The sequence below is a fragment of the Prevotella histicola genome (assembly GCF_055385135.1).
This window is the reverse complement of the sequence record NZ_AP043794.1, coordinates 653,079-671,461: the sequence shown is the minus strand read 5'-3', so window position 1 is coordinate 671,461 and position 18,383 is coordinate 653,079. Positions and strand designations below refer to the sequence as shown.

The following is an 18,383-nucleotide window of genomic DNA, read 5'->3' as shown; positions in this document are numbered from 1 at the left end:
TCGTTCTTCATCAACTATCTATGATGACATCACCACCCCACTCCATGCACTTCACAACCCTTCATGCCAGAAGAGTCGTAAGAAAGATTAGAACTCCTTCTCTATCTGATAATCATTCCTGCGTGGATTGCTCCTACTGATGAGGTCGCCAATGAAGCCGGCAAGGAAGAGTTGCGTTCCCAACAATATGGCAGCAAGGGCTATAAAGAAGGAAGCATGATTGGAAAGGAGGTCGCCATAAACGCCACTGACGAGCATAATGACCTTCTCAACGATGAGCCATATCAGCGCAATAAAGCCAATGAAGAACACGAAACTACCCATCAGACCGAAGACATGCATTGGTTTCTTACCAAAATTAGTGAGGAACCAAAGCGTCAGAAGGTCGAGATAACCATTAAAGAAACGGTTGATTCCGAACTTTGACTTGCCATATTTGCGTGCCTGATGGTGCACAACTTTCTCACCGATACGACCGAATCCAGCCTCTTTGGCAAGGTAAGGGATGTAACGATGCATCTCTCCGTACACCTCAATGTTCTTTACAACATCACTCCGATAGGCTTTTAACCCACAATTGAAGTCGTGAAGATTATGCACACCACTGATCTTACGTGCCGTAGCATTGAAGAGTTTCGTCGGAATGGTCTTCGTCAAAGGGTCGTAACGCTTCTGTTTGTAACCACTGACAAGGTCGTAATGCTCCTCGGTTATCATCCGATAAAGCTCTGGAATCTCGTCGGGTGAATCCTGAAGGTCGGCATCCATCGTGATGACAACGTCACCTTGGGCTGCCTTAAAGCCACAGTATAGGGCAGGACTCTTGCCATAATTACGACGGAACTTTATGCCATGAACGTTCTCGTCCTTGCTCCGAAGCTCCTCAATGATGCGCCAACTGTTGTCGGTTGAGCCATCGTTGATGAATATTATCTCGTATGTGAAGCCGTTAGCTTGCATCACACGACGTATCCATGCATGTAATTCTGGTAAACTTTCTTCCTCGTTATAGAGGGGTATGATCACTGATATATCCATCGCTTGATAAATAGGTATGTCGTTTTTTCTTGTTTATTTCGTTCTTTTCTGCCCTATCCTACTCGCTTAACGGTCCTGGTCATCACGGCTGCAATAATCAAACTGCAGAAGACACCGATGATGATTGAATAGATAAAGCTCACGGATGCAAAGAAAGTGGGCTGAAGAATATCGGGCAGAGTGGACTGAAACTGATCGTAAGACAGTCCAAAATCGGTAAGTGCTTGCCGTCCTTCCTGCGATGAGAAGAGTGTTGTCATCATCCGATAGATGCGCCCGTTGTCTAAATAATTCATGTAAAGCCACTGCAAAAGGCTAAAAAGAACCGACGCATTGAAGAAAACACGCAAGCAATAAAACAGTCCTCGCCCATAGCTTATGATGCCATTACGACCCTCATCACGAAAGAGTCTGAGCCGATAAGCCACAAAAAAGGGGCTGGAAAACAGTAGTAAAGTACTGAAATGTCCTAATATCGGCAACAATGAAGCACCCAGTGTGCAAGCAAAACTCGCTACCCAAAGGATGGAAAGGTAAAAGCCATCATAGCGAGCGTATGCCGAGAGTTGTTTATATTCCTCATAAATCATGATACAAAATTACAGATTTATTATTATAAATAAGGTATAAGACCGTCTAAATTACGTTTTTTTGTTAAAAACAAGAAAAGATACTGGCACATTTGCCATTATTAAATAAATTATGTATCTTTGCACTCGCTTTTGCAATAGTGCGTAAAGTAAACATGGACAAGTCTCCTACGACCAGCTCCTTTCGAATCCCCCAGGACGGGAACGGAGCAAGGGTAGAAGGTTGTAGCGGTGCGATAGGAGTCGCTTGTCCACCCGCCTCTTTAGCTCAGTTGGCCAGAGCACGTGATTTGTAATCTCGGGGTCGTTGGTTCGAATCCGACAAGAGGCTCAAAATAATAGAATGACTAAGAACGGAGAGAAGGTGCATCGTGAGGTGTACCTTCTCTCATTTTTATGTATAAAACTGACTTATAAGGGTTTAGACATCGCATCTAAACCAACGGTTGATAACCACGAAAGGCATAAGGAAGCGGAAAAGGAAAGGTACGTTATCCTTTCCCACACGGCATGAAACCATCTCTAACTGTAAAATTAATTCACTCTTGCAAAACAAACGGTGCTCTTTTGCATCGTAAAAGGGCACCTTTTGCATGGTAAAAGATGCCCTTTTGATGTGTAAAAGACGCCCTTTTGCAACGCAAAAGATGCCCTTTTACAAGGCGTTTTATAACCGATTAGATATCAACACGTTACAGAGTGCGTAAAAGAAGGATTCAGCTGCTTTCGTCAGTCATCAGCAATCAGATTTCGTAAAAGTATTTCAAACAGTCCGTTCCTTTATTCCTCTGTTTCTTTTTGGTTATGCTCGCCAAGCTCCAACTGAGCTATTTGTTCACGACATTGCACCAGTTTACAAATCAACTCTCTGTTGTCGCTCTTGAGTTTCTTGTTTTCTTCCACGAGACTTTTTATCCGTTCTTTCATCGAAGCAGCATCGTAATTACGCATAAAAGCCTGAAACTCTTCTGTGTATTCACCGTCAACCATGTAACGTTTTTGCATGAACTGCAACGCACTGTAGCCCGACATGATCTTATCATAAGCCTGAATTTTCTTGCGCCTCCGCTGCTCTGCCTTTGTCATGTCGTGTACATCACCGTACATATCATTCTCCAATTCATCATAACTCTTCCTTAGTGCCTGATAATCATGCTCCAATTGGTGCACATAGGCAGTGCGTTTCTTGTCATATTCCTTGAACTTTTCCATAGCGCGCTGTGCCCAAAAAAGCTTTTCTTGGTCCTCAGTTAGGAATTCGGAATTGGGTGTTTGAGATTTAAAGTCCATATTTATGTCATTTTATTGGCTAAAGTACATCAAACAAATCATCTGAACAAATATTTCAATCGGTTTTTTACTTTTTCATATTATGTTCGTTTTAGGTGCGCTGCTCCATATTGTATTATTCTTCATTAGAGTCTTTCTATGTAAAACTATCTAATAAAACCAAAAGCTATTGTCAGAATCCTGTATATGCAAATATATTTTATTTCGGTATTTTTAATATGCTTTCAGAAGAGCATTGTTGATAGACTTATCAATATTTATTTCTCCTTTCTCTGTTTTCTTACCATAACCAATATTGTATGTTAGTTTTAGATTTATACATCTTCCATTACTTTCGCTATAACTCCAGTTATTTTGATTGTAGCAGCCATAATTCATTGAAGTGTGTGATACATTGTAACGTTTGAAAGGATTTCGTATCACCCCTTCAATAGAAAAAGCCTTATGCTTCCAACTTACAGAAAGTTCATACACGGGCTTTCTATGTGTAAAACAAGGTTCACTCACAAACAGAGTAGTATATGGAGTCTTATAAGTTGCTTTAAGTAGTAGATTACCAATAAGGTAAGTGGCAGACAAACGAGCTCTCAGGGTGTTTTTTGAAATATCATAATGCTTGCCTTTAAGAGTATTGTATTCCTCTATAGCCGTAAGGTTCAGGCGCAACTTATCGTTAAAAACATTATATGAGTAGGATGCCGTAAGCATATTTCCATAAAGGGTACCCTCATTAACTTTCGTATCGGATATAGTCTGCTCATCAGCACTATACACATGACAAATATTATCGAAGTATATGAAGTTGTTATAGGATACAGATATTTTCGATTTCCCAAATTGTCCGTTATAAGATAAAGTGTTATTAAATACACGCAGTGTACCAAGATGAGGATTTCCTTTTATCACTTCAAAGAAAGATTTCCTTATTGCCATTGAATTTTTGTTTGAAGGGTCGAAGAGAGTGTGAGTGTAGAGTCCATTCAACGATAGTGAATTATGACTATTTATTGTATAATTTCCTCCATAAAAAGCAATAGGATGGCAATAATCATAATGATTCGTATTCAGACTTACTGCAGTATTGGAAATTCCGGCAGATAGGTAGAAGTAATATTTTTCTGAATTTTTGCTAACTTGAAGCATTCCCGTAGTGGCATCTGTTATAAGTGTTTGATTGCCATCCAAGTTGCCATTGTAAGTATCCTTATAATAATTATGTTCGTGAGAGGCGACAGCTGTTAAAGTATAGTTGTTTCTTAATGATTTGAAGTATTGAATTCTTCCTGTAATTGCATAATTGTTTTCATGACTTTTTGTAGAAATAAAAGAATGTTCAGTCTCGTCATATAAACTTGAATATCTATTATGTCCATAAGAGAAAGAACCTGTAAAATCAAGCGTCTGCTCTTTAGGAAGCCACAGTGTATAGTTTGTATAAACAGAAGGAGAGATATTTCTGCTCTGGATCGTAACATTCTTCAGGGTAGTGCCTATGAACACCCCACTATATGCAACATTGCTAATTGAAACAGATTGCGGTACCGCTTGACGGACAAAAGAAGCATATATATTGAGTCGATGGTTGCTACCAATAGATGTAAGTTTGAGCTTTCCTCCTTGATAGTTGGTCTTACAGAATGACGATATTGGGGTATAGCTTCTTTCAAGCATATTACCATCAGAGAAAACATATTGATCCACACCCTCGCTATAGCTGTGGTCATGGTTCCAGTCAAACGAGGTTGTAAGCGAAAGTGTCAAACCTTTATGAGTGTAGTCTATATAGCCGAGATAATTACCTTGTTTGTAAGCAAATCCTTCCTCTGCTGAAAAATATACATTTCCTCCATATTTGTATTGTATTGTAATAAAATTTAGAACACCTGCTTTCCCTGCATATTTTCCTTCAGGTGTACGAATATACTCAATAGATTGCACATTCTTTGCCCTGAGCATAGCAACTTCTTCATTCGACACTTCCATTCCGTTAACACATATCACGACACTTCCGCCACTTTTTGTGGTAATGTTATATGTGTGGGTATCAATTTCTAATTCGGGAGAGTTCATCACGTCCAGCAGTTCAAATCCATTAGTAGCGTGCTTCCTTTCCAATGCTGTTGGACGCAAAATGGTTTTTCTTGGAGTCTCTATCTGATTGGCACCATTAACGATTACTTCTGGTAAGCTTTTCGCCTGCAATGTATCCAAACTCTGAGCAGAGGAATAAAAACTATAAATAAAGATAATTATTGCTGAAAATAAGTATTTCATATATAATATTGCTATTCCATCTCTGATGGGTAATATTTAATTGATATGGCATACTAAAGATGCCATATCCTTCTAATTCAAATTAAAGTACCGAACCTATATCTTAAAGACACAGATAAGCACTATAAAATAGAAGGCTTTAGGGCTTTCCTGGATTTACAGGCTTAATTGGTTTTTCTGGCTTGGGTTTAGGATGCACAATGGGGCATTGGCAGTTGCACACAGCTGTACCATCACAATCACTGCTGCTGCCTGTTGAACCACATGAGGCTGCTACCGAAACGGTATGCCCATTCCCGCCCATAACAAGAATCATAGATTCCTCGTTCAAGACAGACATTCCCCTTGATACATTTGATTTTTAGGAAATCGTAAATGTTCATAATTATAGATGATTTGATTATTACCCGCTTTGGCAATAGCAAGCAATGGGGTACTGGTGAAAAATAGTTAAGAAGACGATTGGCGCGAGCGAAATACCCGAAAGGCCTTTACTAATAACGCTTTCGTTGCCCACACGCTTTCGTTGCCCGCGCAACGGCATCGGCAAGTCTTTTACATCAAACAGCCCACCACCGCAAGCCGTAACGCAACCACGCACGCCCCAAAGCGGTCTCACTCTTTCAGCAGGCACTCTTCTTCCAAGTCGATGCGGTGAATGAAGTGTCGAACAATCTCCTCGTCCACCCTTTCGTTCTCGTTATTCAACTTGTTCAGCCACAACCGCTGTTCGTTCAGTATGTTATGATAGTTCTTGCGCAGCTCGTCATCGTACAATGTGGCCAACCCTTCGCTCTCCAACTGCTCGTTCCAGTGCGTAACCAGGCTGTTCAACAGGGCCGAACGCTTAACATCCGCACACTTATTGTTGCGTTGAAGGAAATCCAGACTGGCCTGTGCCATACCAATTCGTATGATGCGTTCTGTCTCTTCGGGCGGCAGATGGTCGTCGTAGTTGGGAAATTTCACCCATTTAAGCAGCACTGGGAGCGTTAAACCCTGAAAAACAAGTGTGAGCGTAATCACCACAAAGGTGATATACAGCATCATGCTGCGTTCGGGAAAGGGCGTCTGTGTGCCTGGAATGTAGAGCGGAATGGCCAAAGCAGCCGCCAACGACACCACGCCGCGCATGCCCGTCCACCCTAAGACCAAGGGGCCGGCCATTCCTTGCGAACGCGAATCGGCCACAGTGATGAACTTACTCATAAAGCGCGTGACGAACACCGCGCTAAACGCGGCACCCATACGTATTATAACCAGCGCGCCCGTAATCAGCAGTCCGTAGGCTGTTGCAGTCCAAAGGTTAACGCCATCGGCTTTAAGTCCAGCCATTATCTCGGGCAAGTCTAGTCCGATAAAAAGGAAAGCCAACCCGTTGAGCAAGAATATAAGGAAGTTCCACACGTTCTCGGCCCGCAGTCTAGACGAGAAACCGATGATGAGTATTCGGCGATAGCTGAAATACAAGCCGCCGCTAACCACCGACAACACGCCCGAAGCCTCAACCGTTTCGGCACAGATGTACATCAAGTAGGGGCTGATGATGGAGAACATGGTGTCGATATTCTCGTCCATCGGCAGCCACTTGTACAGCTTGATAATCACATACGACAGCAACACGCCCACACCTGCACCGCCAATAACCATCCAAACGAACGAGGCGGCGGCCTGATGCCACACAAATTGGCCCGTACCAATGGCGATAAGGGCAAACTTTACGATGATAAGCGAACTGGCATCATTGAACAAACTCTCGCCTTCGAGTATGGCCGACACGCGCCGCGGCACTTTAACAAACTTCATGATGGCTGCAGCCGACACGGCATCGGGCGGCGAAACGATGCCGCCAATCAAGAAACCTAGGGCAACAGAGAACCCTGGAATGAACGTGTTGGCAATATACCCTACAACCAAAGCCGTAATAAACACAACGATAAAAGCGAACGAACCGATGATGCGCCGCCAGTGCCACAGCTCTTTCCACGAGTTGGCAGCTGCGGCCTCGTAGAGTATCGGAGGAAGAAACACGAGGAATATCACATCGGGATGGATGCGCAAACGGGGCATGCCGGGGACGAAACTCAGGGCTATGCCGCCCAAAACAAGCATCACGGGATAGGCCACCTTGATGCGATGGCTAACCATCAACAGCAAACAGATGGCTACAATCAGCAGAATAGATACGATAAGTTGGTGTTCAATCATATTGAGTTGACGAGTTTAAGAGTTTATGAATTGATGAGTTGACGTCGAAGTCATCTAGACTTTTAAAATCTCTACAAATTGAGAGGTGTTTATTATCTTTGTACTGTAAAAACCAAGATAAACACTCCTCTCATGTACGAAGTACTGGACAAAGATACAATAAAATCTGAGATCTTGCCATATTTGTCGGTGGAAAAACGCGGTTATGTTACAAAAAGTGACCTGGTGGAGGTCATTCAGTGCATTCTCTACAAGTTGAAAACGGGCTGTCAGTGGCACATGCTTCCCGTTTCAGCCATCTTCACGGGGAGGATTTTGAGCTACAAGAGTGTGTATGCCCATTTCCGCAAGTGGTCGAGGAACGGCGAATGGAAAAAGGTTTGGGGCATGATATTGAGCCGTCACAGGTCTTTCTTGGACATGTCCAGTGTGGATTTGGACGGCAGCCACACCACCACGCTTCGCGGTGGGGAGTGCTGTGGATACCAAGGATGCAAGAAAAGAACGACCACCAATGCCATCTATGTCACAGACCGGCAAGGCATACCGCTTGCCATGTCCACACCTGTTTCGGGTTCTCACAACAACCTTCACAACATCTCCCTGGTTCTTCAGGATTTGTTCGCAGGGATTAAGGATTCAGGCTTGTCCGTATCGGGACTCTTTCTCAATGCAGATGCTGGCTTTGACTCTGCACTATTCAGGCGAGGTTGCCATCAGCAGGAGGTGTTCCCAAACGTCGCCTTCAATAAGCGGAGAGGGATGCGGAGAGATGACGAGTTATTTGATGAGCTGCTTTACAAGGAGAGATACAGCATTGAAAAGACCAATGCGTGGATGGACTCATACAGGAGCGTACTCAACAGGTTCGATACCACACAAACCAGTTGGGAGGGATGGAACTATATCGCATTTATACTGATTTTTCTGAAAAAGATAAGAAAGAGGGAAAAGTCTAGATGACTTCGTATATATAATCGTTGGGTGTAGTAATACGCGACTTGTTTCTGCATTAAAGTTATATGCATTAAAGAAATCTAAAATTAGTTCTTTGTGCTTAAGCATCAAGTCATAGGCATATTTAAATGTTATCAGGGATAATATCTTGCGAATTTAGAAAGTAGAATACGCATAAAAGTACACCCCAATTATGATAATATGTAGTTAAGTCAGATCGATAGTTTAGTTCTGAGCCATATGTTTTGTGTATATGCCAAAAGTGATCTTTGTAATTCTTGAACTTAGGGATTCTAAGTTTAATCTTCAACCCCAAAGTAGATAAGAAACGAATATAATCTACTAAAAAATGTTCGTTGTCTGCATTCCTCGGCTTATAATAAAGTCTCTTCCCACAATTAAAATCCACCGCCATAACACATTTGCCAAAGTGAATGTCTCCAGAGAACATTTTAACCTTCTCTATATTTGACTCTTCTAATTCAAAGAAATCATTTAATTGAGACTTCTCTTCCTCAAATTTGTGGGAGAAAGAAGTAACATAATTAATAATCCTGTAAGTGTAGGTTTCTAACAGATGGATGGGTAAGATTAGGATATTTCTCAAAAAAATATTTTATCCATTCATCAGTTCGTGACAAAGTGTTTATAAAAAAAAGCTCCTTCCCTTTTTGATTATCCCCTTTTGCCAGATCGTAGTTTATAGCTAATTTTAACTCGTATTTGTAAACTGAGTCCACATAATTTGAATAAGCATACCTTACAATTTGATATGTAACACCGTTTATGCACTCTTTATTTAGGCATTGAGCATCTTTTAGCAAGAGTGAAATTAATTTGACCACTAATACATAATATGACGGACAAAAACATCCCTCATACATTGCAGAAGGTGTACAAGAAAGAGAGTTGTTACATAAGAGCAACCTGGTTATAAAAGTGTTATTTTCGTCATTAAACATACTCGCCATTATATACGATTAATATCATGCTCCAATTGGTGCACATAGGCAGTGCGTTTCTTGTCATATTCCTTGAACTTTTCCATAGCACGCTGTGCCCAAAAAAGCTTTTCTTGGTCCTCAGTTAGGAATTCGGAATTGGGTGTTTGAGATTTAAAGTCCATATTTATGTCATTTTGTTGGCTAAAGTACATCAAATAAATCATCTGAACAAACATTCCTATCCCTTTTTTACTTTTTCTCATATCATACTCGCTTTAGATGTGTTCCGTCTGTCGGTAATCTTCTGAAAGTCTGATGTTATAGATGTTTCTGACGCAAGGAGTAATATTAATTAACGCTTAAGAACGCTACTTTTCTACCCATAACAATTACCTTTGTATCGACGTTCCGACTCTGTTTTATACACAAAATATGGACAGATTGGGGAGGAATGTGGGAATGAAAGCTATTGATTTGTAAAATAAAAACGTATCACAACATGGATGTTTTGGTTGTAGGATTGGGGGTTATTGGCACTACTTACGGACTTGTCTTCAAACAGGCAGGACACAATGTTGAACATTACATAAGGGAAGGGAGCAGAAAGAGGAACATAAAACGCCTCACGGTCTCTCTGCTCGATGGGCGAAAGACGACGAAAGGCATCGGGACGACAAGTGAATACACGGTACTGACATGCTCAAAACGGGCGTATGACATGATCGTCATCAGCATCACACAAGGGAAAATTGCTGATGTTATGCAGGAGATAAAGCATGCAGGAATAACGGGAACGGTACTGTTATGTTGTAATATATGGTACGACAAACAACAGCTTCATGAGATGATGACGGGATATCATTACATCCTCGGATTCCCTGTTGCAGGTGGTTCGCTCCGCAAAGGGGACACGGAGGAGGAGATGAAGTTGGAGGCTTGTCTGTTCAATCATTTCATGTTAGAGAGAGAAGACCATACAAACATCACCAATTATCAAAATATTTACCAGTTGTTTACTTCTTGTAATATCAAATTAGAACATCCACATGACATGCTGGAATGGACATGGATACACATGGCAGTGAATGCCGCAGTCATTAGTGTGGCTGGAAAACACGGGGATATCACCAACAGTTCGGAGGCTGCCCGCAGTCTGATGAACTCGGTTTCCTTACTCAGAAACGTCATAAAGGTCATCCGAGAGACTACAAAGATAGTCGTTTCACGGGGTGTTACATTGTCAAAATATTACAACGAACTATGGTTTTACAAGTTACCTTCCTGTCTTTCTGCCCGTTTCATGAAACGTATGTTTGCCCGAAACCAACTCACAAGAAGAATCATGGAGCTACATGGCGACACCGCCGACCTGCTTTACATCTGCAACAGTGTCTACCAAACAGGCACAACCGCCCACGTTCCTGCACCGCTTTTTTATTCTTACATGGATGAAATCATAAAGAAAAGTGACAAGATAAACGGTGATAAAACGTCCCAATAACTGATACTATCTTGTGTTCCAAACCACTTATTATTGTTTTTTTGCGAGCCTTGATTTTGACACCGTTAACATTGTGGACCATTCCAGTTTGCTACAGTCTTTCAATGCCATAAGATAGTAAATATTGCTTAAAAGATGGGTATTTTTCGATGTCATAATGAAGCGATGGGAATGTGGCAATAAGCCATAGATCCGCCCCCTCATAGTTATATCGCTTTATATCCCTGCCCGTAAAATAGCTCATTAATATTTTACCAATCCTTTGAGACTAATAAACCGTGCAAGGGTATTCCTATCTACGTGAGAAAGCTTAGCAATCTTGCGTAAAGATGTTCTATTCTTTAATAGTTCACATATAAGTACTTCTTTACCAGAAAGTTTATATTTATCAGAAGAACTTTAAGTGGTGTACCCAGCAGCAAAGAGTATTATACTTTCAACAGCATCTGAAATGCTCGTTGACACATAAATTATCCTCATACAAGCACTTATTAATACCAATGCTGACTGTTATAAATTTTATAACTGTCAGATAAATATTATCTTTTAGTAGACTCTATTTATCAGATAGAAAAAAAGTTAACATACAAAACATTATCCTAAGATAAACAGGTTGAATGTTATTTTTTGTATCATTCTATCGGAATTCTCGTATAAGGTTTGTTCTTATCATCATTATGTTGTATCTTTATATCAGAGTTTAGTTGGCTTATGTGACAAAGGTCATCATAACAAACATATTTTTGCAACATAAGTCTTACACTTTATAACATAATTAAAACAGAAAAGCTATGTCAAAATTTGGAAGCATTGTATTAGGAGTAGCAGCTGGCACAGTTGCAAGTATAGGTATACTTTTTGCACTTGACAAAGATAAAACCTTATGTAAAAAGAATTCTATAGGCGATAAAGTTGATGGTTTGAAAGATCAGTTAGATAGTCTTACCAGAAAAATGCGTGATAAATCAATGGAGTTAAAAGGCTCTTTAGAAGAAAAGGTAGACTCGCTTTTATCAGATTCAGACAATAAGCCAGAAGATCTTATCAAACTATTAGAAAAGAAATTAGCTTATTTGAAAGAAAAAGCTAAGAAATAATATTAGGTAATTAGGAATCACTAAAATCAAAATAAGAAAATAAGTATGAAAAGAATCTTCAGTTTAGCTACTTTGATTTGCTTATTCATAGTAGCTCTTACTTCAATCTCTTGTAGTAAGACAGATGACCCAACAGACAATGAAATATTTATAGGAACATACAAAGGAAGAATCACTTATTCTGGTAATGGAATAAAGAAAAGTGCCGAAAATGGTTCTATAACCGTCATTAAAGCTGCTGACAGTTATTATTTTAGGTTTTCAGACGGTATCCCTGACCTGAAAGGCGTAACTTTTAAAAAGGAAGGTGACCACACTTTAGTGAATATCGACTTGAAAGAAGGTCTAAAAATAATTAGAATCGATGCTTCTTCATTGCATATTCTATACACTAAAGACGGGAAAATATGGACTGCTAACGGAAAGAGATAGTCCAGAACGAGATAAGAGTAAAGCCCCGAGATGTTATACATTTCGGGGCTTTACATTTATTAGATTGGGAGATTCAAGTCCCAATCACCTGATCATAAGGAGTATCCTTCGTCTAATGAGAGTTCTTTTAGCGCCTTATCATTTATTATTTCTAACTTGATGGGATAAGGGAAGTTCCAATCGTCAATCAATAGACTTCGATAATTGGGTATCTTATGACTATGCAAGAGCTTCTGTTTGTTCAATAAATCTCCTGATTGTTTTAGATTATACAGCACTATCAAGTGCCCATTCCAAAAGAAATAACCATTAAGTTTTGAAGAATCATAAAAAATCATTGGACGGAAGATAACATACTGCCTACCCTTCTCTTGTTTAAAACGAAGCTCAAATAATACTGAAGGATTGTTTTCAATATAGCTATGAAGAAAATACTGAAGGATTGTTTTCAATATAGCTATGAAGAAATTTCTTTAATCCCGTATTCTTTATAACATTTGTATCAACATATCTTCCTCCCTTAGATAATAAGGAGAAACCTTTGGGAATTCTAACGATTTTATTTTCATTAGTGATAAGAAATGCTCGTTGAATTGGCTCCGTTATACCTTTTGATTGGAAAACATTTCTGTAGCCATCTATCTTGCCACTATATTTCTTTAAGACTTTTGTGTCTACTATATGTGTCCTATCTAAACTATCCGTCTGGAAATATGTTATTAACTTTCCATTATAGATATAATAACCATCAATCATGTCCGGGTCATAAGCACCTAACCCTGTCATAAATAACAAGTTATAATTATTAATTTTAGACACTTGTATTTGTATCACATTATACTCTGGATGCTCTTTAGAGAATTGGTCAAGCACATATTGTAGAGATAGAGAAAATGGTTCCTTTTTGATTGTACAACCCGAAAGTGCAAAAAAGAGAACCGAAACAAAAAACGTTTTCGTAATATTATCTATAGACATACTTTCTTATTCGCTGATTCATTCCTTACCAGTGTTGGACTACCGTTGGCATCATAGGTATTATTTATTGTTATATGTTACATATTGATTTGCGACAAATGATTTAATGTGGAAATCTGAAGTATAGTATATACCCTCGATAAGTTCATACTTCTTAAGAGACATTTTAACAGTTTCCATTCTCGTGGAAGAGAACATATTTCGTTTTTCTTTCTTAATAAAAACAGTCACCTCGTCTAAAGGTGAACTCCTATAAGTATAGGTAGTATCCTTGAGAGAAAAGATTACATGATGTTCTTCATCAAGGTATGTGTTACCTCTCCTTGGTAATTTGGTTCTACGGACGAATTCTTCCTCTTTCCCATTTTTATCCAAGGATTTTATTAAAATAGAATCTCTAAAATATTCTACCTCAATTTGATTCTTCACTTCTCCTATAAATATCTCTTTATTTTGCTGGTTACATGAGATAAAACAAAACAGCATACATACTCCTATAGCCTCCCAAGCAATAGAAAACTGTAAAAGGTGTGATTTGAGATTTTTCATTTTATTCTTTTACTTGTTTTATAGGGTTAAATCCCATCTCTTTCATTGTGTTTAGATAATTGACAACTCCTATATTTGATAAATTATTATTTTCCAAATCTGCATGATCCTTGTCTCCATGAGGGTCCTGAGACATCATTCTGTCTATAACTTCACTAGCTTTTGCAGGATTATTCTTATTCTCTCTATATGCTTCTACATATTTAGAAACATCTGAACCAAGTAAAACAAGCTCATGTGCAACCCCACCCCATACCATAGACTCATGATAGGATTCAAGTACCTTGCACCATAATAATACAAGCCGGTTTCGTCATCAAGCTGTTTGCCATTGAACTTATACGGCAGGTCTTCACTGCTACACAAGGAGTTCACCGTATGGCAAGTAGGCATCATAGGTGTAATGGTCGTGACCAATCTGTGTTGGAGAACTAAAACTTCTTAAAGATATTAATCAAATAATTTCCAGAACACAGATTTGGGATTCATCTTTCGTGATAGTTTTGGTTCACGTTCTCTATCATACTGAAAAAATCCATTACTATCTATATGATAAATCTGTTGTTTATAACATTGAATAATTGTTTTTATCCAGCTTTCAATAGAGTCATAAATCATAATAGGATATTCCGACAATGTTACTTCAGGGCTATAGTAGAATAAAGCCTTGTAAGTCTCCCTACTAGGATTAAGATCTATGAGTATAGGATCTTCATAAACGCCACAATAAATAAAAGGATACATATAGTGGTCTTCTGCATAGACAGCATCGTTGCTCTTGTTCGAAATCATAATATTCCTAGAATCCATGTAAGACGCATAGTTACCATATGAGCAAAGTAAAAAGTGATTCCATTCATTTTCGTCTTCGCCCAAATCAAAAATAAACTCTTTAGTGCATCCTGTTTTCCAGAGATACAAGTCCATAAGTTCTTGGCAACATATCAGCCCTATGGACTTAAAGGCCTCTACAATATCGTTTTCTGTTTTTCTGTCGCAATCTTGATCCATATTGCTTAATATCGGATTTCTGCATTCAATTAAACAGTTTTCTAAATCTTTGATAAGCTCTTTCATCTGTTTGTATTATTGTATTTGTGGATTTCTACCATCATTAATTTCATTCATATAAATTGTTGTGGCTGGTATCAATATTGGGGTAGCACGTTGTGCAACTTTCTCAAAAACATTTAATAATCCTGAGAAAACTTTTCCAAGGGCTCCCCCACCATTACATTGTCTACAGGTTCTTGTTGTCTATAGCCTCTTGTCGTAGAAACCGTATATGGTAGGTCTTCGGATGTTGAATGCTCATCGACTAAGAGTTTAGAGCGTCAGAGTAGTGTTTGTGGTTAGAACATATATTATGAGAGACACCAGTCCCTACTGTGACTTTCATTCACAGCACAAAAAAGATCTATATCTCCTACACCACAACACCTCCTCCACCGTAAGACCTAATATCCGCAGACTCCTATGTCATGTGTTATTTTAAGGCAAATATACAACTTTATTTTGTAAATGGGGCTTTAGAGTATGGGAAAACAGGAGAAAGATGAAGGGCGTTGTGTGTTTAAATGTAACCAAACGAAAACCATCAAAACCCTAATTAAGTTTAGTTTTTAGTTGCTATCACTTTTAACACTTCCTGTAATTGGCTTATATTCAGACCATTAAAGACACAAACGGAGTGACAGAAATGACAGCAAAAACGGAAATGGTATACGGTAGGCTTTTGTCCTTGAGTGGGAAAGGGAGACTTATAGTTATAAGATATGGCTGTTTGTGGTAAAACGCTCCAGCACAGATCCTCGTAAGATTATCCATCCTTTCATATACCATCGCCCCATTACGGACTAATCAGAAATATGTTTACAGTGATTTGAAGTTGCATGTCCACAAAATCAGGAGTTATGCAAAGCATTCAGACTTGTATGCCATTCTCTATCAAAGACTTACAAATGCCGTTCCAAAAGATGCCCTTTTACATTGCAAAAGGGCGTCTTTCACACCTCAAAAGAGCATCTTTTGCGTTGCAAAAGGGCATCTTTTACTTTACAAAAAACCACCTACTATTCTCAATGTATGAATCTTTATTACACCCCTTCTTATGCCCTTTTCTTTTTCATAATAAGCAAATATCTCTCCCCCTGCATAATTAGTCGAACACCATAAAAACAACCACCTTTCAATTTTCCTGTCACTCCCGTCACTTTTCTACATGGCTCAACACCTTGACAACAAGATATTTACGAGAAATGTTAAAAGTGACAGCAACTAAAAACAAAAACTATGTTAGGGTTTTAGAGTAACAATGGAACACCTAGTTTATTCTTTGACAAAAGTAACGCCTCTCCATTAGTGAACACCAACAACATTGTAAGAGTAAGGATTCAACTTGCTTTATCACTTAAAGCCATCAAGCGGTTGTTCTCTTGAATAGATTATTATATCAATTGAAGAAACAACTTATGGAGTATTCTCTAAAAAACATTGGATATTGAAATCTCTGATATTTATAAATGGCAGAATATTCTTTACTGTAATTATACTTTTAGTGAAATTAGGCTTAGCGTGTGTACCTACAATTTTATATAAGAAGAAACTACCTTTAATCCACTTAAAATAGAAATCGCGATTGTAAAAATTATCTCCTCCACCATATTGAGCTTTAAGTATGAAGCCTGTCCTGTATTTATTTATATTAATATTGAGATTTTTTATGTCATCTGCCGATGGTAAAGTTTTACTTATAAGCTTCTTTTTGTCTTTTTTAATTAGAAGTATTTTGGTCAATCCTTCCGTATCCGTAAATTTATTAATTAATTGGACAATTATGCATTTTTGTCTTTGAGTCTGTATAACGATAGAAGTATCTATATCACTCTTTAAAGAAATAAGACTATTAGCCTTTCCTATTTGAAAGGGAAAAATGATAAATGTAATTAATATTATAATCTGTTTCATCTTTTCTCTATTTTCCAAAATATTGAATGTCCAGCTGTTCCTGTAGCCCTCAGATTACTATACGCACCCTTCTCTGTTGGCACACCAGGTGCTACACCCACCTTCTTATAATACGCTTCCTTCTGTATCTGAATCTGATTCATACGTTCAGCATAGTCCTGCTGACCAGCAGTGACGTATGAGCCGTTACGTCCATAGACGTTGTTGAACGTACCCGTTCCTATTCTTGAAGCGATACGATTATTGCAATAAAGTCATACCTATAAAACAGGTTCAACTATTATATATTATAAACGTAGGTTCAGCTGTACTTATTGCCAGATTTACCATTACTAATAGGTATACGCAACGTGATATTTCCATCATAGATTAATAGTCATGATGTTTGTTGAGAAATGCATCAATAGAGGTAGACAACTTCTTTATTTCAAAAGGGGAATGAGTTATAGAGAAGACTTCTCCTGCATTATTAATAGCTATATAATCCCCATCATCTAAATTTTTAATAGTATAATATATTTTTCCTCCAATCTCAAGTTCATTAATATCACCTATATCTATTTTCTTTTGTTCTTCTAAAGAAAGTTTTTGTAAAAACATTTGTATGATATTTTTCTTTCCGTTTGAATGATTTGCATATGTATTTTCTTCTAGCGTATTTAGACAGATTTTATGCCAATCTAGAGAACTATATTTTGAATTAAAATAATAGCCAATTATTGTACCAAACGAAATATCTAGTTGTACTTCTACATACTCTTGTCTTTTTTTATTCCAAATAAGAATACCTGACAGTATTACTAACTCGGGATAGTTGTAATCACTGTAGTCGTGATATTCTCTATTGAGAATTAAACTATAAAATCCTTTTCCATAATGTTTATTTTTACATTTTCCTATAATATGTTTGCTATTAATTTGTTTTAGTAGAAAGTTCCATCTATTTGGCAAAATGCAAATCACATTTTTAAGAAAGGAGATATCCTGTTCCTCTATTTTATTTCTGTTGAAAAAGCTAAACATCTTATTTTGTTTTTAAATTATACTCTTCTTTAGTCCACTTCGGCGCTGTTCTTGCACGGTAAGGATCTGTTTATACATGTTCCAAGCTTGATACACGTTTTAAATTGATTCTGTTATTTTTAAGCCAATTGGGTGCCCATTTTGTTCTTTGTGTTATAAAGCGATGATGTAATTCCTCATACTGTCTCCAAACTGTTCCATTTTCCCTTGAATATAAGTCTGAGAGGTTTCTTTTTGAATGTTCTCACCAATATTGACGTTTATACTGTGCAAAGGTTGGACCACCTTTTTTTATAGCTCTACAAGCTTTATATATCTGTTGAGGGACTGATTCAAGAAAAGATGATACTTTCTTTGAAGAAATACTTATAATAGAGCTAATATTGATATTGGATAAAGCAGATACTGATTTTGCCAATCCAACAGAAGTGAATAAAAAATAAAATTTGGGGTGAACTGGTTCAAGCGGCTTCTCTCCAACCATTTGTCCCCCCTCGATATATTATGCCTCCTATTTCATACGTAGGGGAAATTG

The 18,383-nt window shown here is 38.3% G+C and carries 18 protein-coding genes, 1 tRNA gene, 1 other RNA gene and 3 pseudogenes; 6 read left to right on the top strand and 17 right to left on the bottom strand.

Annotation, left to right across the window (positions count from 1 at the left end; all coding sequences use genetic code 11):
* Positions 1 to 87: 87 nt before the first annotated feature.
* Together ACZ48L_RS11470 and ACZ48L_RS11465 are read right to left on the bottom strand one after the other, a co-directional pair.
* Positions 88 to 1,038: a glycosyltransferase family 2 protein gene (locus tag ACZ48L_RS11470; protein ID WP_025792752.1), complete on the bottom strand. Its 951-nt coding sequence runs from the start codon at positions 1,036 to 1,038 to the stop codon at positions 88 to 90.
* 53 nt (positions 1,039 to 1,091) lie between these two features.
* The gene (locus ACZ48L_RS11465) at positions 1,092 to 1,628 is read right to left on the bottom strand and encodes a DUF4199 domain-containing protein (protein ID WP_025792753.1); all 537 of its coding nucleotides are present in this window, start codon (positions 1,626 to 1,628) and stop codon (positions 1,092 to 1,094) included.
* 157 nt (positions 1,629 to 1,785) lie between these two features.
* Between ACZ48L_RS11465 and ffs the strand changes: the two genes are divergently transcribed.
* Both ffs and ACZ48L_RS11455 read left to right on the top strand, forming a co-directional pair.
* Positions 1,786 to 1,881, top strand: an RNA gene (gene ffs, locus ACZ48L_RS11460) — signal recognition particle sRNA small type.
* Between the two features lie 4 nt (positions 1,882 to 1,885).
* A tRNA-Thr gene (locus ACZ48L_RS11455) sits at positions 1,886 to 1,959 on the top strand.
* Positions 1,960 to 2,408: 449 nt separating this feature from the next.
* Here the strand turns inward: ACZ48L_RS11455 and ACZ48L_RS11450 are convergent.
* From ACZ48L_RS11450 to ACZ48L_RS11435, 4 genes are all read right to left on the bottom strand, one after another.
* Positions 2,409 to 2,918 (bottom strand): hypothetical protein, encoded by a 510-nt coding sequence (locus ACZ48L_RS11450; protein WP_156098242.1) that lies wholly within the window; start codon positions 2,916 to 2,918, stop codon positions 2,409 to 2,411.
* Positions 2,919 to 3,131: 213 nt separating this feature from the next.
* Entirely contained in the window at positions 3,132 to 5,192 is a 2,061-nt protein-coding gene (locus tag ACZ48L_RS11445; protein WP_025792755.1) for a TonB-dependent receptor, read from the bottom strand.
* 139 nt (positions 5,193 to 5,331) lie between these two features.
* The gene (locus ACZ48L_RS11440) at positions 5,332 to 5,532 is read right to left on the bottom strand and encodes a hypothetical protein (RefSeq protein ID WP_148295460.1); all 201 of its coding nucleotides are present in this window, start codon (positions 5,530 to 5,532) and stop codon (positions 5,332 to 5,334) included.
* A gap of 275 nt (positions 5,533 to 5,807) precedes the next feature.
* The gene (locus ACZ48L_RS11435; RefSeq protein ID WP_464722056.1) at positions 5,808 to 7,400 is read right to left on the bottom strand and encodes a Na+/H+ antiporter; all 1,593 of its coding nucleotides are present in this window, start codon (positions 7,398 to 7,400) and stop codon (positions 5,808 to 5,810) included.
* A 132-nt stretch (positions 7,401 to 7,532) separates the two neighbouring features.
* On the opposite strand from ACZ48L_RS11435, the gene ACZ48L_RS11430 reads away from it, so the two are divergent.
* Positions 7,533 to 8,363, top strand: a complete 831-nt coding sequence (locus ACZ48L_RS11430) for an IS5 family transposase (protein WP_025792756.1) — start codon at positions 7,533 to 7,535, stop codon at positions 8,361 to 8,363.
* A 118-nt stretch (positions 8,364 to 8,481) separates the two neighbouring features.
* On the opposite strand, the gene ACZ48L_RS11425 is transcribed toward ACZ48L_RS11430, so the two are convergent.
* Entirely contained in the window at positions 8,482 to 8,964 is a 483-nt protein-coding gene (locus ACZ48L_RS11425) for a DUF4135 domain-containing protein (protein ID WP_025792757.1), read from the bottom strand.
* A 363-nt stretch (positions 8,965 to 9,327) separates the two neighbouring features.
* The gene (locus ACZ48L_RS11420) at positions 9,328 to 9,564 is read right to left on the bottom strand and encodes a hypothetical protein (protein WP_464722055.1); all 237 of its coding nucleotides are present in this window, start codon (positions 9,562 to 9,564) and stop codon (positions 9,328 to 9,330) included.
* A 236-nt stretch (positions 9,565 to 9,800) separates the two neighbouring features.
* On the opposite strand from ACZ48L_RS11420, the gene ACZ48L_RS11415 reads away from it, so the two are divergent.
* On the top strand, positions 9,801 to 10,802 hold the full coding sequence (locus ACZ48L_RS11415) for a ketopantoate reductase family protein (RefSeq protein ID WP_025792759.1): 1,002 nt from the start codon (positions 9,801 to 9,803) through the stop codon (positions 10,800 to 10,802).
* 243 nt (positions 10,803 to 11,045) lie between these two features.
* Here the strand turns inward: ACZ48L_RS11415 and ACZ48L_RS11410 are convergent.
* Positions 11,046 to 11,201: pseudogene (locus tag ACZ48L_RS11410) on the bottom strand (master DNA invertase Mpi family serine-type recombinase); the annotation flags it as partial.
* 392 nt (positions 11,202 to 11,593) lie between these two features.
* On the opposite strand from ACZ48L_RS11410, the gene ACZ48L_RS11405 reads away from it, so the two are divergent.
* Both ACZ48L_RS11405 and ACZ48L_RS11400 read left to right on the top strand, forming a co-directional pair.
* A complete protein-coding gene (locus tag ACZ48L_RS11405) occupies positions 11,594 to 11,899 on the top strand; it encodes a YtxH domain-containing protein (RefSeq protein ID WP_025792760.1) in 306 nt (101 codons plus the stop codon).
* Between the two features lie 45 nt (positions 11,900 to 11,944).
* The gene (locus tag ACZ48L_RS11400; protein WP_025792761.1) at positions 11,945 to 12,331 is read left to right on the top strand and encodes a hypothetical protein; all 387 of its coding nucleotides are present in this window, start codon (positions 11,945 to 11,947) and stop codon (positions 12,329 to 12,331) included.
* A gap of 420 nt (positions 12,332 to 12,751) precedes the next feature.
* Here the strand turns inward: ACZ48L_RS11400 and ACZ48L_RS11395 are convergent, their stop codons facing one another.
* From ACZ48L_RS11395 to ACZ48L_RS11360, 8 genes and pseudogenes are all read right to left on the bottom strand, one after another.
* On the bottom strand, positions 12,752 to 13,309 hold the full coding sequence (locus ACZ48L_RS11395) for a hypothetical protein (RefSeq protein WP_242401755.1): 558 nt from the start codon (positions 13,307 to 13,309) through the stop codon (positions 12,752 to 12,754).
* Between the two features lie 60 nt (positions 13,310 to 13,369).
* Entirely contained in the window at positions 13,370 to 13,858 is a 489-nt protein-coding gene (locus ACZ48L_RS11390) for a hypothetical protein (protein ID WP_025792762.1), read from the bottom strand.
* Between the two features lies 1 nt (position 13,859).
* A complete protein-coding gene (locus tag ACZ48L_RS11385) occupies positions 13,860 to 14,117 on the bottom strand; it encodes a hypothetical protein (RefSeq protein WP_025792763.1) in 258 nt (85 codons plus the stop codon).
* Positions 14,054 to 14,255, bottom strand: a pseudogene (locus tag ACZ48L_RS11380) (RHS repeat-associated core domain-containing protein); the annotation flags it as partial. The gene ACZ48L_RS11385 and the pseudogene ACZ48L_RS11380, both read right to left, overlap by 64 nt.
* A gap of 53 nt (positions 14,256 to 14,308) precedes the next feature.
* Positions 14,309 to 14,935: a hypothetical protein gene (locus ACZ48L_RS11375; RefSeq protein ID WP_464722054.1), complete on the bottom strand. Its 627-nt coding sequence runs from the start codon at positions 14,933 to 14,935 to the stop codon at positions 14,309 to 14,311.
* A gap of 1,392 nt (positions 14,936 to 16,327) precedes the next feature.
* Positions 16,328 to 16,825, bottom strand: coding sequence for a hypothetical protein (locus tag ACZ48L_RS11370; protein WP_025792765.1), 498 nt, complete (start codon positions 16,823 to 16,825; stop codon positions 16,328 to 16,330).
* An 8-nt stretch (positions 16,826 to 16,833) separates the two neighbouring features.
* Positions 16,834 to 17,070, bottom strand: a pseudogene (locus ACZ48L_RS11365) (RHS repeat-associated core domain-containing protein); the annotation flags it as partial.
* Positions 17,071 to 17,194: 124 nt separating this feature from the next.
* Positions 17,195 to 17,848 (bottom strand): hypothetical protein, encoded by a 654-nt coding sequence (locus tag ACZ48L_RS11360; RefSeq protein ID WP_025792766.1) that lies wholly within the window; start codon positions 17,846 to 17,848, stop codon positions 17,195 to 17,197.
* Positions 17,849 to 18,383 lie beyond the last annotated feature (535 nt).

What these genes read in the sequence shown, in the direction of transcription:
- ACZ48L_RS11445 (WP_025792755.1), bottom strand. Translation starts at nt 5,192, where the DNA reads ATGAAATACTTATTTTCAGCAATAATTATCTTTATTTATAGTTTTTAT.
- ACZ48L_RS11420 (WP_464722055.1), bottom strand. Translation starts at nt 9,564, where the DNA reads ATGAGAAAAAGTAAAAAAGGGATAGGAATGTTTGTTCAGATGATTTAT.
- ACZ48L_RS11450 (WP_156098242.1), bottom strand. Translation starts at nt 2,918, where the DNA reads ATGGACTTTAAATCTCAAACACCCAATTCCGAATTCCTAACTGAGGAC.
- ACZ48L_RS11470 (WP_025792752.1), bottom strand. Translation starts at nt 1,038, where the DNA reads ATGGATATATCAGTGATCATACCCCTCTATAACGAGGAAGAAAGTTTA.
- ACZ48L_RS11375 (WP_464722054.1), bottom strand. Translation starts at nt 14,935, where the DNA reads ATGAAAGAGCTTATCAAAGATTTAGAAAACTGTTTAATTGAATGCAGA.
- ACZ48L_RS11385 (WP_025792763.1), bottom strand. Translation starts at nt 14,117, where the DNA reads ATGGTATGGGGTGGGGTTGCACATGAGCTTGTTTTACTTGGTTCAGAT.
- ACZ48L_RS11430 (WP_025792756.1), top strand. Translation starts at nt 7,533, where the DNA reads ATGTACGAAGTACTGGACAAAGATACAATAAAATCTGAGATCTTGCCA.
- ACZ48L_RS11435 (WP_464722056.1), bottom strand. Translation starts at nt 7,400, where the DNA reads ATGATTGAACACCAACTTATCGTATCTATTCTGCTGATTGTAGCCATC.
- ACZ48L_RS11400 (WP_025792761.1), top strand. Translation starts at nt 11,945, where the DNA reads ATGAAAAGAATCTTCAGTTTAGCTACTTTGATTTGCTTATTCATAGTA.
- ACZ48L_RS11405 (WP_025792760.1), top strand. Translation starts at nt 11,594, where the DNA reads ATGTCAAAATTTGGAAGCATTGTATTAGGAGTAGCAGCTGGCACAGTT.
- ACZ48L_RS11415 (WP_025792759.1), top strand. Translation starts at nt 9,801, where the DNA reads ATGGATGTTTTGGTTGTAGGATTGGGGGTTATTGGCACTACTTACGGA.
- ACZ48L_RS11395 (WP_242401755.1), bottom strand. Translation starts at nt 13,309, where the DNA reads ATGTCTATAGATAATATTACGAAAACGTTTTTTGTTTCGGTTCTCTTT.
- ACZ48L_RS11440 (WP_148295460.1), bottom strand. Translation starts at nt 5,532, where the DNA reads ATGTCTGTCTTGAACGAGGAATCTATGATTCTTGTTATGGGCGGGAAT.
- ACZ48L_RS11370 (WP_025792765.1), bottom strand. Translation starts at nt 16,825, where the DNA reads ATGAAACAGATTATAATATTAATTACATTTATCATTTTTCCCTTTCAA.
- ACZ48L_RS11465 (WP_025792753.1), bottom strand. Translation starts at nt 1,628, where the DNA reads ATGATTTATGAGGAATATAAACAACTCTCGGCATACGCTCGCTATGAT.
- ACZ48L_RS11360 (WP_025792766.1), bottom strand. Translation starts at nt 17,848, where the DNA reads ATGTTTAGCTTTTTCAACAGAAATAAAATAGAGGAACAGGATATCTCC.
- ACZ48L_RS11390 (WP_025792762.1), bottom strand. Translation starts at nt 13,858, where the DNA reads ATGAAAAATCTCAAATCACACCTTTTACAGTTTTCTATTGCTTGGGAG.